Annotated in this window: 15 protein-coding genes; 4 read left to right on the top strand and 11 right to left on the bottom strand. The window is 73.5% G+C overall.

Annotation, left to right across the window (positions count from 1 at the left end):
* Nucleotide 1 precedes the first annotated feature (1 nt).
* Nucleotides 2-475, bottom strand: coding sequence for a nucleoside deaminase (locus ACYP53_RS18310; protein ID WP_189922549.1), 474 nt, complete (start codon nt 473-475; stop codon nt 2-4).
* Nucleotides 476-578: 103 nt separating this feature from the next.
* On the opposite strand from ACYP53_RS18310, the gene ACYP53_RS18305 reads away from it, so the two are divergent.
* The gene (locus ACYP53_RS18305) at nt 579-1,706 is read left to right on the top strand and encodes a hypothetical protein (RefSeq protein ID WP_459648102.1); all 1,128 of its coding nucleotides are present in this window, start codon (nt 579-581) and stop codon (nt 1,704-1,706) included.
* 8 nt (nt 1,707-1,714) lie between these two features.
* Here ACYP53_RS18305 and ACYP53_RS18300 read toward each other — a convergent pair whose 3' ends face one another.
* The 5 genes from ACYP53_RS18300 to ACYP53_RS18280 all read right to left on the bottom strand — a co-directional run bounded on the left by ACYP53_RS18300 (nt 1,715) and on the right by ACYP53_RS18280 (nt 6,685).
* Nucleotides 1,715-2,560, bottom strand: coding sequence for a universal stress protein (locus ACYP53_RS18300; protein WP_189922553.1), 846 nt, complete (start codon nt 2,558-2,560; stop codon nt 1,715-1,717).
* A 160-nt stretch (nt 2,561-2,720) separates the two neighbouring features.
* Nucleotides 2,721-3,746, bottom strand: coding sequence for an ABC transporter permease (locus ACYP53_RS18295; protein ID WP_459648101.1), 1,026 nt, complete (start codon nt 3,744-3,746; stop codon nt 2,721-2,723).
* Nucleotides 3,743-4,663 carry an ABC transporter ATP-binding protein gene (locus ACYP53_RS18290; protein WP_459649783.1) on the bottom strand — a complete coding sequence of 307 codons (921 nt, stop codon included), beginning with the start codon at nt 4,661-4,663 and terminating at the stop codon, nt 3,743-3,745. The genes ACYP53_RS18295 and ACYP53_RS18290 overlap by 4 nt, the downstream gene beginning before the upstream one ends.
* 36 nt (nt 4,664-4,699) lie before the next feature.
* Nucleotides 4,700-5,107, bottom strand: a complete 408-nt coding sequence (locus tag ACYP53_RS18285; RefSeq protein ID WP_189922557.1) for a GntR family transcriptional regulator — start codon at nt 5,105-5,107, stop codon at nt 4,700-4,702.
* A gap of 96 nt (nt 5,108-5,203) precedes the next feature.
* Complete coding sequence (locus ACYP53_RS18280; RefSeq protein WP_459648100.1) at nt 5,204-6,685, bottom strand: DUF2079 domain-containing protein; 1,482 nt, start codon at nt 6,683-6,685, stop codon at nt 5,204-5,206.
* Between the two features lie 241 nt (nt 6,686-6,926).
* Here ACYP53_RS18280 and ACYP53_RS18275 point away from each other — a divergent pair, with 241 nt between their 5' ends.
* Nucleotides 6,927-7,355, top strand: a complete 429-nt coding sequence (locus ACYP53_RS18275) for an Ohr family peroxiredoxin (RefSeq protein ID WP_459648099.1) — start codon at nt 6,927-6,929, stop codon at nt 7,353-7,355.
* A gap of 412 nt (nt 7,356-7,767) precedes the next feature.
* Here ACYP53_RS18275 and ACYP53_RS18270 read toward each other — a convergent pair whose 3' ends face one another.
* From ACYP53_RS18270 to abc-f, 3 genes are all read right to left on the bottom strand, one after another.
* Nucleotides 7,768-8,235, bottom strand: coding sequence for a hypothetical protein (locus tag ACYP53_RS18270; protein WP_459648098.1), 468 nt, complete (start codon nt 8,233-8,235; stop codon nt 7,768-7,770).
* A gap of 128 nt (nt 8,236-8,363) precedes the next feature.
* Complete coding sequence (locus tag ACYP53_RS18265) at nt 8,364-8,927, bottom strand: CGNR zinc finger domain-containing protein (RefSeq protein WP_189922573.1); 564 nt, start codon at nt 8,925-8,927, stop codon at nt 8,364-8,366.
* A 135-nt stretch (nt 8,928-9,062) separates the two neighbouring features.
* Nucleotides 9,063-10,697 (bottom strand): ribosomal protection-like ABC-F family protein, encoded by a 1,635-nt coding sequence (gene abc-f / locus ACYP53_RS18260; protein ID WP_459648097.1) that lies wholly within the window; start codon nt 10,695-10,697, stop codon nt 9,063-9,065.
* A gap of 445 nt (nt 10,698-11,142) precedes the next feature.
* On the opposite strand from abc-f, the gene ACYP53_RS18255 reads away from it, so the two are divergent.
* Complete coding sequence (locus ACYP53_RS18255; RefSeq protein ID WP_459648096.1) at nt 11,143-12,756, top strand: tannase/feruloyl esterase family alpha/beta hydrolase; 1,614 nt, start codon at nt 11,143-11,145, stop codon at nt 12,754-12,756.
* A 363-nt stretch (nt 12,757-13,119) separates the two neighbouring features.
* Here the strand turns inward: ACYP53_RS18255 and ACYP53_RS18250 are convergent, their stop codons facing one another.
* Nucleotides 13,120-13,953 (bottom strand): Bax inhibitor-1/YccA family protein, encoded by an 834-nt coding sequence (locus ACYP53_RS18250; protein WP_459648095.1) that lies wholly within the window; start codon nt 13,951-13,953, stop codon nt 13,120-13,122.
* A gap of 187 nt (nt 13,954-14,140) precedes the next feature.
* The gene (locus ACYP53_RS18245) at nt 14,141-14,608 is read right to left on the bottom strand and encodes an SsgA family sporulation/cell division regulator (RefSeq protein WP_459648094.1); all 468 of its coding nucleotides are present in this window, start codon (nt 14,606-14,608) and stop codon (nt 14,141-14,143) included.
* A 283-nt stretch (nt 14,609-14,891) separates the two neighbouring features.
* Between ACYP53_RS18245 and ACYP53_RS18240 the strand changes: the two genes are divergently transcribed.
* Nucleotides 14,892-15,818, top strand: coding sequence for an alpha/beta hydrolase (locus tag ACYP53_RS18240; protein ID WP_459648093.1), 927 nt, complete (start codon nt 14,892-14,894; stop codon nt 15,816-15,818).
* The last annotated feature ends 32 nt before the right edge of the window (nt 15,819-15,850 follow it).

Genomic DNA, 15,850 nt, shown 5'->3' with positions numbered 1-15,850 from the left:
CCTACCCCCAGTACCCGGTGTGCGGGGCGGCGGCCTCCTCGTACAGGTGCGGCCCCGACGCCTCCACGGTGTTGCCGCCGGCCGCGAAGACCTGGCGGCACGGCAGGTCGAGCACCGGCTCGTCCGGGTCGACCCCCGCGATGGCGTTCAGCTCGGTGGCGGAGAGCGCGTAGACGACCCGTCGGATGCCGCTCCAGTAGATCGCGCCGGCGCACATCGCGCAGGGCTCGGTGCTGCTGTAGAGGACGGCCCCGGTCAGCTGGGCCGGGGCGAGCGTGCGGGTCGCCGCTCGCACCAGGTTGGTCTCCGCGTGGGCGGTGACGTCGCGGTCGGACAGTACGGAGTTCTCGGCGGTGAGCAGGACCTTCCCGGCGGGGTCGGTGAGCAGCGCGCCGAAGGGGTGGTTGCCGTGCGCCCGCGCGCTGTGCGCGAGCTCGATGGTGGCGAGCAGGTGGGCGCGGGTGAGTTCGTCCATGGCGTGTTCCTCCGGGATGCGCGGGTGGTGGCGTTAAACGTATAACGAAGGGCGTTGCCCGGAAACGGCCCGGCCGTGGCCCCGTACGAGGCAGGATGCCCGGGTGAACGCGATCATGCATGCCGCCGAACGGCTGCTGGCCACCCGGCTCTCCGACCCCGTCGACCTGGGTGGCAGCCGGCGCACCACCGTGCTGCGCTGCCGGACGGCCGACGGACGGAGCGTCGTCCTCAAGGCCTACACCGGCGGGTCCGACGCGCTGCGCGGCTTCACCGCGGAGGCGGCCGGGCTCGCGCTCGGACTGGCCGGCCCGGAGGTGCTCGGGGTGGACCCGGAGGTGCCGCTGCTGGTCCTGGCGGACCTCGGCGACGCGCCGACCCTCGCCGACGTGCTGCTGGGGGACGACCCGAAGGCCGCCGAGGAGGGGCTGCTGGCCTGGGCCCGCGGGCTCGGCCGGCTGGCCGCCCGCTCGGTGGACCGGCGCGCGGAGCTCACCCGGCTGTGGGCGCGCTACGACCGGGGCATGCCGAGCTGGGACGACGAGCCGTGGATCCCGCGGGTCGTCGCCGCCCTCCCCGGCAGGCTCGAAGCGGCCGGGGTCACCGCGCCGCCCGGCCTCGCCGACGAGCTCGCCCGGATCGGGACGGCGGGCGGGGAGGAGTACCCGGCGTTCAGCCCGGGGGACACCTGCCCGGACAACAACCTGCTCACCCCGGACGGCCTGCGGCTGATCGACTTCGAGGCGGCCTCCTTCCAGTCGGTGTTCCTGACCGCGGCGTACTGCCGGATGCCGTTCTCCACCTGCTGGTGCGTCTTCGCCCTCCCGGCCGGGCTCGCCCGGCGGATCGAGGAGGCGTACCGGGCCGAGGTCGTCCCGGTCTACCCGGCGCTGGCCGAGGACGCGGTGTGGGAGGCCGGGATGCGCGAGGCCGTCGTGGTGTGGACGGTGAGCGCGACCGTGAGCCTGCTGCCGCGGACGGTCGAGGACGGCCCGATGCACCGCACCCGGCGGCCGGTGGCGACCAGGCGCCAGGTGCTGAGGCACCGCTGGGAGACGGCGGCGGCGCTGGAAGGGTTCGCCGCGTCCCCCGGGTTGCCAGCGTTCGCCGCGTTCCCCGCGTTCACCGAGACGATGCGCCGGCTGCTGCGGGACGTCGCCGGCGGCTGGCGGGTCGACCCGCTGCCGGGCTACCCCTGCTTCGCGCACCGGGAACCGTCGGACACGCCCTGAGCGCCCGGTCAGTCGTACGGGACGACGGCGACCGGGCAGTGGACGTGGTGGATCGCGGCGTGGGCCACCGGGCCGAGGTGGTGACGCCGTGGCATGCGGTGGTGGCGGCGGCCCAGGACGAGCAGCCGGGCCGTCGCCGCCGCGGTCACGAGCTCGACGGCGGGCTTGCCCCGGACGAGGTCGGTCGTCACGGCCACCTCGGGGTGGCGGGCCCGCCAGGACTCCAGGGCCTCGGCGAGATCCGCCCGTTCGCCGGCCGACACCTCGCCCTCCAGCCCGCCGATCGCGCCGTAGGACATGTGCTCGCTGCCGGCCGGCGGCGCCCAGACGTGCACCACGCGCAGCGGCGCCGAACGGAGCGCGGCGGCCTCGAAGGCGAAGGCCAGCACCGGCTCCGCCGGGCGCGCCAGGTCCAGGCCGACCGTCACCGGGCCGCTCGCCTCCTCCTCGCCGGCCCGGACCAGCACCACCGGGCAGTCGGCGCGGCGCAGCACCTCCTGGCTGACCGAGCCGACCAGGAAACCGCGGAGGGTACCCAGGCCGCGCGAGCCGAGGACCAGCACGGCCGCGCGCCGGGCGGCCTCCTCCAGCGCCTCGGCGGGGTCGGTGGTCACCGACGAGGAGGAGACCGCCACCCCGGGCGCCAGGGCGCCGAGCTCGGCCTCGCGCTCGGCGAGCCGGGCCAGCGCCCGCTGGTAGCTCTGGTCGCTGCCGACCACGTCGTGCTTCGGCCAGGGCCAGGCCTGGAGGAGCTCGACGGGCAGGCCGCGGCGGTGCGCCTCGCGGGCGCCCCACTCGGTGGCGGTCAGGCTCTCGGGCGAGCCGTCGAAGCCGACGACCACGGATCCGGTCACGGCGTCCTCCTCGGTTCCGCCTCGATTCCGCGGCGGTCGCGGGCGGCGCCGCCCGGCGCCACGGGTGCGGCCCCAGTATCGGCAGTGGGCGCGATCGGCGCCTCCCGGGGCGGGTGCGGAACGGCGTGACCCCGGGGCCACGCCTCTTTCCGGCTCTGCCTCAGGTGCGGATCCGGCGGAAGACGACCACCAGGATGACGGCGGTGAGCGCCAGCAGGATCCCGGCCTCGACGAGCTGGATCGGCACCAGGTGGTCGACCGGGTGGTAGCGGAGCCAGGCGGCGGTGGCGTTGTCGCAGCGGTCCGAGAACAGACAGGTGTCGGAGGAGACCCTGCTGCCGTCGGCCAGCACGGCACCGCGGTCGATCAGCCAGGCGTTGGGGGGCTGCGCGGCGCCCAGCCCCGTCGCCCGGTCGGGCAGTGCGGTCACCTCGTCCACGACGGGCCGGAAGTACGGGCGGCCCCAGCGGATGATCCCGTGCATGGCAGCGACCAGCGCGCCGGTCAGGAACATCGCCGGCAGCGTACGGCGCACCAGTCGGCCGACCAGCGCACCCAGCGCCAGCGCGAACAGCGACCAGGCGACCGGTGCCAACCCGAGGGCCGGGTAGGTGAAGAACTGGAACGGCGGGTCGAAGGCGCCCTGACCGTGCACGACGTCCGTCCACCACACCCAGGTCATCAGGGAGGCGACGGCGCCGCTGAAGACCAGGACGGCGAGACCGGGCACCGCGAGGCGGGCGGCCAGCCAGCGCACCGGGCTGACGGACTGCGCGCGGATCAGCCGGATCGTGCCGCGCTCGTACTCCTGGGCCAGCAGCGGCGCGCCGATGAACACGCCGATCAGCAGCGGCACGGCGGTGACCGCGGGCTGGAGGACGGAGACGAACCAGAAGTTCGGCCGGTTGATCGGTGAGAGCAGGGTCCAGCACCGGGCGTCGGACCAGGTCTCGGGCTCGTAGCAGCCGGTGCGCTTCAGGACGCCCACGGTGTGCCGGATGACGACGTGTATCCAGACCAGGTCGGCCGCCACCACGACCAGCAGCGCGGCCAGGGTCCACAGCACCGCCCTGTTCTGACGAAGTGTCAGCCAGAGCAGGCCGCGCAGCCCGGGCGCGGCGGGGCGTCGGGCACCGGAGATGGGTGCGGGGGCGGTGGCGCGGTCGGGCAGGACGTCGGTGTTCATGCGGCGGCCTCGTGGTCGGTGTGGTGGTCGTCGGCCGGGGTGGTGCCCGGTCGCGGGTCGGCCGGTGCGCGGAGGTAGCCCAGCAGCAGCTCCTCCAGGCTGGGCCGCTCGCTCTCCCAACGGTCGTCCGGCTCCCAACGGCCTTCCAGGGGCTCAGCGGTGCGCACCAGCGCGGTGGCCTGACGGCCCCCGACGCGCCGCTCGACCACCAGGTCGGCCGGGAGCTCGGCGCCCTCGGCGGGCCCGGTCAGCAGTCGGTGCCCGTCCAGGACCTCGTCCAGGTCGCCGGCCAGCCGGATCCCCCCGCGCTGGACGAGCAGCACGTGGTCGATGACGCCGTCCAGTTCGGGCAGGATGTGGGAGGAGACCACGATGGTGGTACCGCGCTCGGCGGCGGCCGACATCAGGGTGCCCATCAGCTGGTGCCGGGCGAGCGGGTCCAGGTCGGCCATCGGTTCGTCGAGCAGCAGCAGATCGGGGACCTTGCCGAGCGCGAGCGCCAGCGAGACCCGGGTGCGCTGGCCGCCGGAGAGCGATCCGATCCGCGCCTTGGGCCGCAACTCGCCCTGGTCGACGACGCGCTGGGCCGCCTCCTGGTCCCAGCCCGGGTTGAGCTCGCGCCCCATCCGCAGGGTCTCGGTGACGGTCAGGCCCGGATAGAGCGGCTTGTCCTGTGCCACGTACGCCACCCGGGCGCGTTGCCCCGGGCTGCCGGCAGCTTCGCCGAAGACCCGCAACTCACCCTCGGTCGGAGTCAGTTGGCGGGCAGCGAGGGCGAGCAGGGTGCTCTTGCCGGCGCCGTTGGGGCCCACCACGCCGCAGATCCGCCCGGTCGGGACGGTGAAGTCGCAGCCCCGCAGGGCCCAGCCGCCCCGGTAGCGCCGGCCGAGGCCGACGGCCTCCAACGCGGGCGTCATGGTCGTCGGGTCGTCCACCCGGTCCCCCCACAGTTCTCAGTTCGGTGTTGCCGGGGAGACCCCGGTGTCGAAACGCTGCTCCAGGACGGAGGCCATCAGTGCGGAGATGTCCTCGCGTTCCAGCCCGGCCTCGCGGGCCCGGTCCACCCAGCCGACCAGGTCCGCGCGCAGCGGCCCGTCGGCGGCCGCCTCCGGCCGGGCGAGCGAACGCCGGACGAAGGTGCCGAGCCCCGGGCGGGGCTCGACCAGCCCCTCGCGTTCGAGTTCGCGATAGGCCTTCAGCACGGTGTTGGGGTTGATCGCGGTCAGCTCGACCACCTCGCGGGCGGTCGGCAGCTTGTCCCCGGGCTGCAGCAGTCCGAGCCGCAGCGCCTGCTTGGTCTGCTGCACGATCTGCTGGTACGTCGAGACGCCGCTGCGCCGCTCGATGCGGTACTCGATCACCGGCGTTCCGGCCTTTCACTAGTTCAATAGTGGAATGGTGGCCCACCGCGGCGCGGTGGTCAAGCCGAACCCGGGGAAGGGGGCGGCGGATCGGGGTCAGGGGTGCCGGAGCAGCAGCAGGCCGTCCTGATCGACCAGCCGCCGGTAGCCGTAGCTCTGGTAGAGCGTCAGCATCCGGGCGGTGTCGGCGGTGGCGCACGGGGCCTGGACGCTCGGATCGCGCAGGTCGACGGCCACCCAGTCCGGGCCGGGCCAGACCGGCTGCCGGCACACCAGGGAGACCTCCGCCCGGTCGGTCAGCTGGGCGGCCAGCCGGTTGGAGGCCGCCACCGTGGCGTCGTCCGGTATCAGGCGGAGCAGCGCCCGGGTCTCGGCAACCCGGGGCGAGGTGCTCCAGGCCTCGGGCATCACCACCTCGTGCAGCGGGTAGAGCGGCAGCGTCACGGCCGTCACCAGGGCGCTGACGGCGAGCGCGCGCCGGGCCGGACGCGCCAGCGGGGCGCGCGGGGAGCCGGCGGGGCCCGGGCGGGCGCCGGAGCGGCGCAGCGCGTCGACCAGGGCGGCGACCGCGATCGGCATCAGCACCGCGCTGTAGTGGTAACTGACGCCCCAGTAGTGCGGGTTGGCCGAGGACAGCCGCCAGGCCAGGGTGGGCACGCAGAGCAGGAGGAGCGGCGAGCGCAGACCGAGGAAGCCGGTCGTGGCGGCCAGCAGGAACAGCAGCAGCCACTTGACGGGCGGCCACCCGAGCCGCAGCGGCAGCGCCCAGAGCGAGGGCCGCCCGCCGCCGTCCAACTGCTGCCAGTAGTCGAAGCCTCCGCTCGGGTTGAAGGCCGGGAGGACGACGAGCACGGTGAGCGCGGTCGCGGCGAGGCCGAGGGCGGCGAGGGCGAGCCCGGGCAGCGGGGCGCGCCGGTCCTGCCGGGCCTGCCAGGCGATCAGCAGGCCGACGGCGGCCACCGTCAGGCCCAGGTCCTCCTTGACCAGCAGCAGCGGCAGCGACCAGAGCGCGGCTGCGAGCGGTCGGCGCCGGCCGAGCGCGGTGGCGGCGAAGGCCAGCAGCGGGACGGCGAAGGCGATCTCGTGGAAGTCGTCGGCCGCCGCCCTGACGATCCCCCAGGAGGCCCCGGTGACGCAGCCGACGAGCAGCGCCACCCGGGGCCCGGCCACCTCGTGGGCCCAGCGGGTGAGCGGGACGACCGCCAGCGCCATGAGCAGGGCCTGGGCGACCACGAGCGTGAGCGGGGTGGGGAAGAGCCGGTAGGCGGGGGCGAGGGTGGCGATCAGCGGGTGGAAGTGGTCCCCGAGCAGGTGGTACCCGGGCCCCTTGAGCGGCACGACCGGCGCCCGGAGGTGCGCGTACGCCCGGACGGCCTGCTCGAAGATCCCCAGGTCGTAGGCCTTGGTGAGGCCGCGGCGGTGCCGGTTGGCGCCGACGCAGACGTAGAGCGCGGCGAAGACCGCCGCCAGGCCCCAGGCCAGTGCGGCGGGGTGGCGGACGAGCCGGGCGGTGCGTCGGGGTGGGGGCGCGGCCTGCCGGGGGCGGGGCGGGCTGTGCGGGGCGAGGGCCAGGGGCATCGGCAAAGAACCCTTTCACTATTTGATTAGTGGAAGGGTGGTAGAAGTCCCCGGCCGGCGTCAACTCCGGTCCGGCGGGGCCGACTGGACCACCCTTCAAGTGTGCGTCACTGGCTTGACTGGTGATGTGAGCGACTGCCATCATTTCATCACCGCCCCAACCAGTGACGAGAAACGCGAGAAACGTATCTCGACCTCGGTGGGGCGGACGGAAACCTACGACCCGGATCGGGAGCGCACCATGGCAGTCAGCTACACCGCCGTCGTCAACGTCGACGGAGAGGGCCGCAACGGCGGCCGGGTCCACTCCTCCGACGGCCTGCTGGAGACCGGCCTCGCCATCCCGAAGGAGCTGGGCGGCGCCGGCACGGCGACCAACCCGGAGCAGCTGCTGGCAGCCGGCTGGGCCGCCTGCTTCCTCGGGGCGCTGCGCCGCGCCGCCGCTGACCGCAGGATCCGGCTGACCAGCACCACCATCACCGCCGAGATCACGCTGACCCACGGCGACGACAACGAGTTCACGCTCTCCGCGGTCCTCAACCCGGTGCTCGGCGGTGTGGACCAGGCCACCGCCGAGGAGCTCGCCCGGGTCGCCCACGGCATCTGCCCGTACTCCAAGGCCACCCGCGACAACATCCCGGTCACCATCAACGCCGGTGTCGCCGCCTGACCCACCCCCGGACGGCGGGCCCCGTGCCTGTACCCCCGTCCCGCACGGGGCCCGCTCCCACTCCGCACACCCGTGACCGCCGACCCGCACACCTGAACCGCTGCACCCGCACCGCCGCACCCGTACCGCCGACCGGAGAGCGAGGGCCCGCGATGGCCGCCACGACGCACATGTTTCCCCGCGCGGCCGGACGTGCCCGTCACGCCCCGGACCGGTGCTCCACCGGTCCGGCCGAACGGCGGCGCCGTGGCCCGGAGCGTGTCGGGCGCGTCGGGGAGGAGCGGTGGCCGGACGGCGCCCAGGTGTGGAACTGGGCGGAGACCGCGGTGCTGCTGGGCTACGGCCCCGGGGCGTGGTACTTCGTGTGACGCGCCGAGGGTGACGTATCGCCGTGGGCCGTGGGCCCGGTGGGTCAGCCGGCCGGGTCCGTCCCGACGAGGGTGTACAGGACCGAGCGCTCCTGCTTGTGGCGCCGGACGCGCCCCTTGGCGACGAGCGATTCCAGGGTGTTCCGGACGACCTGGGGCGTGGGGTCGCGCTTCGGGTGCTTCGCCATGAGCTCCTCCCGCAGGTCCTTCGCCGGGCAGGGTTCGGCGTGGCGGCCCAGCAGCTCCACCAGCAGGTCACTCAGCAGGGGCCGGCGCGAGTTCTCCTTCGCGCCGGCCTTCGTCGTGCGGGCGACCGGCCGCGCCGTCGCGGGGACGGGCTCCTCCTGCGTCTGCTCGGGCAGGCGCGACGGGTCGGCGAAGCCCTCGTACCGCTCGGCGAGGGAGAGGAGCTCGACCAGCAGGGACTCCTCCTGCTTCAGCACCTTGAGCGCGTTCTCCAGCTCCTGCTGTCGCCGGTGGTTCTCCTCCAGGTCCGACGCGACCTGTTCCACGTACCGGGACCGGAGTGTGGGGGCTGGCTGGCGGGTCACGACCGCTCACTCCCTCGAGATGGATGGTGTTGCATGGTACCCATGCCGAGGGCCCGGGTGTGGCCCGGGCGGAACATGCCGGTCGTGCGTCAGTGCACACCCATGGCGGGCGAGGTCTTCTTCCGCGCCCGGTAGGCGGCGGCCTTGATCTTGTTGCCGCAGGACTCCATGCCGCACCACTGGCGGCGCATGCCCCGGGAGCGGTCGATGTAGATCCGGGTGCACTCCGGGTTGCCGCACTCCTTCATCAGCGGGAGGTCCGGTCCGCTGAGGAGTTCGACGGCGTGCCGCGCGACGGTGGCCAGGGCCTGTTCGGGGGTCGCCTCGTTGTGCCGTCCGGCCAGGGTGAGCTGCGGTGTCACCGGGGGCTTGCGCGCGGCGCCGTTGAGGACGGCGAGCGCCTCGCGGTCGAACTCCTCCTCGGCGAGCCGGTTGGTGACGAGCCGGTAGACGGCCTCGCGCACGGTCTTCGCCTCCCGGACGTCGTGCTCGTCGCCGGGCGTGATCGTGTCCACGAGCCCACAGTCGAGGTACCAGGCGTTCAGCCGCTCGGGCGTCACGAACATCTCGAACCGGGTCGAGCGCCGCGCGCGGAGGGTGGCGGCGAAGTCGAGGGCCGGGTGCCCGCACACGAAGACATGGTCAAGGTTCACATCACCATCCTGACAGGTGACTGTAAGAGGCGCAAGAACCACCCTCCGCGCGGGCCCCGACGGCAGGTGCACGAACGACACGCCCCGCGCCGGGCCCGGAGGCCCCGGCGCCGGGCCGCGTCACGCACCGACGGGTCACACCGCAGGGGCTCCGGTCTCGCGCAGGGTGCCGTCGGTGAGGCGCAGGCGGCGGTCCACGCCGATCTCGGCGAGGAAGCGCTCGTCGTGGCTGACCACCAGGAAGGCGCCCCGGTAGGCGTTGAGGGCGCTCTCCAGCTGGCTCGCGCTGACCAGGTCGAGGTTGTTGGTCGGCTCGTCGAGCAGCAGCAGGTGGGGGGCCGGCTCGGCGCACAGCACGCAGGCCAGGGTGGCGCGCAGCCGCTCGCCGCCGGAGAGCACCCGGACCGGCAGGTGGGCCCGGGCGCCGCGGAAGAGGAAGCGGGCGAGCAGGTTCATCCGTTCCGTCTCGGGGCGCTCGGGGGCGGCGGCCGCGAAGTTCTCGGCCACGGTGCGCTCCGGGTTCAGGAGGTCCAGGCGCTGGGAGAGGTAGGCGATCCGGCCGTCGGCGCGGGTGATCCGGCCCTCGTCCGGGGTGAGCTCGCCGGTGATCAGGCGCAGCAGGGTGGACTTGCCCGCGCCGTTGGGCCCGGTCAGCGCGATGCGTTCGGGGCCGCGGACGCTCAGGTCGACGCCGCCGTCGGCGAACACGGCGCGGCCGGCGTGGCGGACCTGGAGGCCCTCGCCGAGGAAGAGGTTGCGTCCGGCGGGCACCTGGGTGTCCGGCAGTTCCAGGGCGAGCCGCTGGTCCTCGCGCAGGGCCCGGCCGGCCTCGTCGAGCCGGGCCTTGGCCTCGCTGACCCGGGAGGCGTGCACCTGGCCGGAGCGGCCGGCCGCCTCCTGGGCGCCGCGCTTCATGTTTCCGGCGAAGATGCGGGGCAGGCCGGCGTTCTTGAGGTTGCGGGCGGCGTTGCTCGCGCGGCGCTCGGCGCGCTCGCGGGCCTGCTGCAGTTCGCGCTTCTCCCGCTTCAGCTCCTGCTCGGCGTTGCGGACGTTCTTCTCGGCGACCTCCTGCTCGGCCCGCACCGCCTCCTCGTACGCGGTGAAGTCGCCTCCGTAGTAGCGCAGTTCACCGCCGTCGAGCTCGGCGATGCCCTGCATCCGGTCGAGCAGCGCGCGGTCGTGGCTGACCAGCAGCAGGCAGCCGTTGAAGTCCGTCAGTACGTCGTAGAGCTTGTGCCGGGCGGCCAGGTCGAGGTTGTTGGTCGGCTCGTCGAGCAGCAGGACGTCGGGGCGCTTGAGGAGTTGGGCGGCGAGGCCGAGGGAGACGATCTGGCCGCCGCTGAGCGTGCTCAGGCCGCGGTCCAGGGCGAGGTGGCCGAGGCCGAGCCGGTCCAGCTGGGCGCGGGTGCGCTCCTCGATGTCCCAGTCGTCGCCGATGGTGGTGAAGTGCCGCTCATCGACGTCGCCGGACTCGACGGCGTCGATGGCCCGGATGACGTCGGCCACGTCGAGCACCTCGGCGACCGTGAGGTCACCGGTGAGGGGCAGGCTCTGGCTGAGGTAGCCGAGGGTGCCGCCGACCGTCACCGAGCCGGTGGCGGGCGTGAGTTCGCCGGCGATGAGCTTGAGCAGGGTGCTCTTGCCGGAGCCGTTGGGTGCGACGAGGCCGGTGCGGCCCGTGGGCACGGTGAAGGACAGGTCGTGGAAGACCGGGGTGTCGTCCGGCCAGGAGAAGGAGAGGTTGGAGCAGACGACGGCGGCGTCGGACATGGAGGTGACCTCGAAGGAGACTGAGGGCAGGGCTGGGAGCGCTGCCCCGGGCAGACATGGGAAAGGGGTACGACGAAACGGACCACTACGGCTGCGGCGCTCCTGGAGCACCGGCCGGTGGCCGTCGGTTCCGGATCTCACCCGGAGATGTCGTCGTCACCCGCCATGACTGCCACTCCTCGATCACATGATGTCTGGTCACACGCAGCGTAGCAGGTGTGACCGTCGGCCGCCGAGGTTTCTCACCGGACCGCGTGTGCCGCCTGGACCGCCCCCACCGCCCGTGCCAGCCTGCCCCGGTCGCGTCGTTGACAGCGGTGGCCGCCGACCCCTTTCGTCACCGGCTTGGCCGGTGATACGTTTCGACCAAGCCCCCTGCCCATGTGTCGTGCACATGTTTCCCGCACGGCCGGGCACACACCCACCTCTCTCGGACGGGACACCCATGAAGAAAATCCTGATCGTGCTCGCCACCGGCGCGGCGCTGGCCGCCGCGAACCTGCCGATGGCGGCGGCGGCACAGAGCAGCCCCGTGCCCGCGACCTTCTCCTGCGCCCCGGTGTCCGTCCAGGCCCCCGCCGGCACCGCGGTGGAGTCCGTGACGGCGCTCCGCCAGGAGGGCGGCACCGTCAACGGAACCGGAGTGGTGGGCGGCACCGTCACCGGCGTGCCCGCCTACTGCGAGGTGACCGTCACCCTGACCCACCCGGGCGACGACGACCACGCCAGGGTACGGACCTGGCTGCCCGTCAGCGGCTGGAACGGCCGCTTCCAGGCGCTCGGCGGCAGCGCCTACGCCGCCGGGGACAACAACGTCGGGATGGGCACCGCGGTCAAGAACGGCTACGCCGCGACCACCACCGACGCCGGACTCGGCGACGCCGTCGACGTCTCCTGGGCGCTGAACGCCAAGGGGGAGGTCAGCACCGCGCTGCTGGAGAACCTCGCCTCCCGCTCCCAGCACGAGGCCGCGCTCGTCGGCAAGCAGGTCGTCGCCGCGGCCTACGGGCAGCAGGCCTCCTACTCCTACTTCAACGGGTGCTCCACCGGGGGACGCCAGGGCTACATGGAGGCCCAGCGCTACCCCGACGACTTCGACGGCATCCTCGCCAACGCGCCCGCCGTCAACTGGGACGAGTTCGAGGTCGCCACCCTGTGGCCGCAGGTGGTCATGAACAACGAGAAGACCTACCCGTCCGCCTGCGAGTTCAAGGCCTTCACCGACGCCGCCGTCAAGGCCTGCGACCCGCTGGACGGCCTCAAGGACGGCCTGGTCAACGACGCGTCGCGGTGCGACTTCGACCCGCGCCGGCTGATCGGCACCACAGTGGTCTGCGAGGGCCGGGAGCTGACGATCACGGCGGCCGACGCGGCCGTGGTGCGCAAGATATGGGACGGCCCGCGGACCGCCTCCGGCAAGAAGCTGTGGTCCGGCGTCCCGGTCGGCGCGGACCTGTCGGCCCTGGCGGGTGTCGCCCGCGACGCCGACACCGGCGCGGTGAAGGGCGCGCCGTTCCCCGTGCCGCAGTACTGGGTGGCGAGCTGGCTGAAGAAGCAGCCGTCGTTCGACGTCTCGACGATCACGTACGACCAGTTCACCCAGCTGTTCGAGCAGTCCCGCGCCGAGTACGACCGGATCATCGGCACGGACGACCCCGACCTCTCCGCCTTCCGCGACGCCGGCGGCAAGCTCCTGAGCTGGCACGGCCAGGCCGACCAGTTCATCCCCACCCAGGGGACCGTCGACTACCGCCGGCAGGTCGAGCGGACGATGGGCGGCGGCAAGCGGGTCGACGACTTCTACCGCCTCTTCCTGGTCCCCGGCGCGGGCCACTGCGGCCTCAACAAGGGCGTCGGCACCATCGACGACCTCGCCGCGCTGACCGCCTGGGTCGAGCAGGGCAAGGCCCCCAGGACGCTGCCCGCCACCCTGACCGACGCCGCCGGACGCGACGTCAAGCGTGACGTGTGCGCCTACCCCAAGGTGTCCCGCTACTCGGGCCACGGCGACCCGGCGGCGGCGTCCAGCTTCCGCTGCGTCCCGGCGAACCGGTACTGATTCCCTCCCGGCACCGGCTCTCTCTCCCGGCCCGCGCCCCCCTGGCGCGGGCCGGGTTCTTTCGTTCCGGGTTCACCACGCGACGTTCCGGCCGACGCGGTCCAGGTACGCCAGGTAGGGCGTGCCCAGGCGGGGGAGCGGGACCTCCACCAATAAGGGACGGTCTCCTCGACGGTGAACGGCAGGTCAGAACCGCCCGGAGCGCTACGGATCCAGCCTGGCGCCAGGAGGAGGAAGGCACGCGGCTCCTCGCCGACCGTCTCCACGACCCGCCCGGCGCCCGGCGGGCCTCGCTGAAACGGACACGCCGGAGGGGCATGCGCGGGTGCGCATGCCCCTCCGGCGTCCGGCGTCGGGGGGAGCTCAGTTGTCGTTGCTGTTGAAGAGGGAGAGGACCTGGAGGATCTCCAGGTAGATCCAGACCAGCGTGGTGGTGAGGCCGAAGGCGGCCAGCCAGGCGTCCTCCCGGGGGGCGCCGTCGGTGAGGGCGTCCTCGATCTGGCGAAAGTCCAGGGCGAGGAACCCTGCGCCGAGCAGGACGCCGATGGCGCCGAAGAGGAGGCCGAGGCCGCCGCTGTGGAAGCCGAGGCCGTTGCCCGCGCCGAAGGCGGAGAAGAGGGTGTCGGCGAGGAGCAGCAGGAGGAAGCCGGTCGCGGCGGCGGTGAGGAACCCGGCGAACCGGTGGGTGACGCGGATCCAGCGCATCCGGTAGGCGAGCAGCACGCCCGCGGCCACGGCGAAGGTGCCGAGGACGGTCTGGACGACGACGCCCGGGGTGAGGTGGGTGGAGGTCGCGCTGGAGATCACCCCGAGGAAGAGGCCTTCGAACGCGGCGTACCCGAGGATCAGGGCGGGGGAGGGCTGCCGCCTGACGGACTGGAGCATCGCCAGGGCGAAGGCGACGGCGGCGGCGCCCAGGGCGATCCCGTACGAGGTGCCGAGGTTCGCGGCGTCGACCGGGAGGAGGAGCCAGGAGAGCACCGCCGTCAGGACCGTGGTGCCGAGCGTCGTCGCGGTGCGTACGACGACGTCGTCCAGGGTCATCGGGGTTACGGGGGTGGGGTCCTCGTGGGTACGGAGGTCGCTCTCCGGCGGGCCGCCCGCGTGGACGCCGACCGGCTGGAGCAGCACGGTGTCGGCGGGGGCCGGGGCGCGGGTGGCGCCCCAGCGGGAGAGGACCGGGTTGGTGCTCTTCATGTCATTCCTCCTCGTCCGCCGCGCGAGCGGCCTGCGGTGGCGCGTCGTCAGGGGGTGTGCGGGGAGTGCCGAACGGCACACGTGTGACCTCACGCGCCCATCGGCTCGACGACGACCTTATGCGTCACCACTCTGACAGGTGACGCAAGGTCGGGCAAGTCGCTGAGGCCGGGTGCGACGGCCGCCGTCATTCGGACGGTGCTCCCGGGCGTTCGAGCAGCCCGCGGAGGAACCCGTCCCAGTCGATGCCGGCCAGTTCCGAACCGGCCGGGGCGATCCGGTAGGTGGCGTCCAGCCAGACCTCCAGCGGGCCGGTCGGCAGCTCGAACAGCGCCTCGATCTCCGGGGTTTCGAGGAGGAGCCAGGAGGAGAGCCGCTCGTCGGACTGGGCCGGCCACATCCGGACGTCGCCGTAGCCGCTCATCGTGCTCAGGCCGCCGTGCAGCAGCTCGCGGCCGAGCCGCCAGATGAGGCTCGGTCCGCGTTCCGCGAGGAACTCGACGGTGATCACGGCGGGCATCGCCGGATCGAAGCGGAACTCCGCCCGCACGGGCAGCCGGGTGAACTCGTCGAGCATCTGGTCGGTGTCCAGCAGCAGTGGCGGCAGGTGCTCGGGCGTCGAACGGGCCCGCAGTGGCGATTGGTCACGGTGCATGGCAGGAGTTCCCCCTCCGGGTGTGAACGGTGCGGCACCCACTCTTCGCCGGACGCGGCGCCGGGCGCATCGGTCACATGACGGTCGGCGGACGCGGTGCGGCGGGGCGCCGCGTCGGAGGGGGCGGCGCGGAGGGCGGTCGGGGTGTCCGCGGGCGGACCGTCATTTGACTGTTCCGCCGCCCGATCCGACGGGCGCACAGTGAGGGCCGAGGCGCCGCGCCCCGCAGCGGGGCGACGCCGGGAGAGCACCGACGAGCCGATCGACAGGGAAGAGTGCCCGCATGGCCAGGTCCGACATCCGTTTCCACAGCGCCGGCATCGAGATCGCCGCGCACCTGTACACCCCCGACACCCCGGCGTCCGGCCCGCGTCCGGCGCTGGTGGTCGGGCACCCGGGCACCGGGGTGAAGGAGCAGACCTCCGGCACGTACGCGCGGCGGATGGCGGAGCGCGGCTTCGTCGCGCTCGCCTTCGACGCCGCGTACCAGGGCGAGTCGGGAGGTCTGCCGCGCGGGCTGGAGGACCCGGCCCAGCGGGTGGAGGACTTCAAGGCCGCGGTGTCCCACCTGCTGACCCGGGCGGAGGTCGACGAGGGGCGGATCGGCCTGCTGGGCATCTGCGCCTCCGGCGGCTATTCGCTGGCCGCCACCGGTGGTGATCCCCGGGTCCGGGCGGTGGCCGCGGTGTGCACCGCCGATCCCTCCCGCCAGTTCCGGCTCGGAGCCGACGGCGCCCAGGACCCGGCGGTCTTCCGGGCCCTGCTGGACGCGGCCGGCCGGGCCCGCACCGCCGCGGCCCGGGGGGAGGACCCCGGTGTGCTGACGATGTTCCCGGAGACGGCCGACGAGGCGTTCGCGCTGGGCGGCGACCACGGCGTCCAGGGCTTCGAGTACTACTGCACCTCGCGCGGCGGGCACGAGCGGTCCGCGAAGGTCCTGGCCTGGGAGAGCATCGACCGGATGGCCTGCTACGACGTCTTCTTCGCCGTCCCGCTGATCGGCCCGCGCCCGATGCTGCAGATCGTCGGCGAGCGCGCCGTCACCTCCTGGATGGCCGTCGAGGCGCACCAACGGGCCACCGGGCCCAAGGAGTTGCACTGGATCGAGGGGGCGGACCACGTCGGCCTCTACGACCGGAAGGAGTACATCGACCAGGCGGTGGACAGGCTCGCCGACTTCTTCACCGTCCACCTGGGCGCCGCGGACTGACGGAGCCGTCGGAGGTGGCAGCACGAAGGGGC

The organism is Kitasatospora sp. Ki12, assembly GCF_054601375.1.
The sequence above is the reverse complement of the archived record's forward strand: the minus strand, read 5'-3'. Positions and strand labels throughout refer to the sequence as shown.

What these genes read in the sequence shown, in the direction of transcription:
- ACYP53_RS18310 (WP_189922549.1), bottom strand. Translation starts at nt 475, where the DNA reads ATGGACGAACTCACCCGCGCCCACCTGCTCGCCACCATCGAGCTCGCG.
- ACYP53_RS18295 (WP_459648101.1), bottom strand. Translation starts at nt 3,746, where the DNA reads ATGAACACCGACGTCCTGCCCGACCGCGCCACCGCCCCCGCACCCATC.
- ACYP53_RS18290 (WP_459649783.1), bottom strand. Translation starts at nt 4,663, where the DNA reads ATGACGCCCGCGTTGGAGGCCGTCGGCCTCGGCCGGCGCTACCGGGGC.
- ACYP53_RS18280 (WP_459648100.1), bottom strand. Translation starts at nt 6,685, where the DNA reads ATGCCCCTGGCCCTCGCCCCGCACAGCCCGCCCCGCCCCCGGCAGGCC.
- ACYP53_RS18275 (WP_459648099.1), top strand. Translation starts at nt 6,927, where the DNA reads ATGGCAGTCAGCTACACCGCCGTCGTCAACGTCGACGGAGAGGGCCGC.
- abc-f (WP_459648097.1), bottom strand. Translation starts at nt 10,697, where the DNA reads ATGTCCGACGCCGCCGTCGTCTGCTCCAACCTCTCCTTCTCCTGGCCG.
- ACYP53_RS18255 (WP_459648096.1), top strand. Translation starts at nt 11,143, where the DNA reads ATGAAGAAAATCCTGATCGTGCTCGCCACCGGCGCGGCGCTGGCCGCC.
- ACYP53_RS18250 (WP_459648095.1), bottom strand. Translation starts at nt 13,953, where the DNA reads ATGAAGAGCACCAACCCGGTCCTCTCCCGCTGGGGCGCCACCCGCGCC.
- ACYP53_RS18245 (WP_459648094.1), bottom strand. Translation starts at nt 14,608, where the DNA reads ATGCACCGTGACCAATCGCCACTGCGGGCCCGTTCGACGCCCGAGCAC.
- ACYP53_RS18240 (WP_459648093.1), top strand. Translation starts at nt 14,892, where the DNA reads ATGGCCAGGTCCGACATCCGTTTCCACAGCGCCGGCATCGAGATCGCC.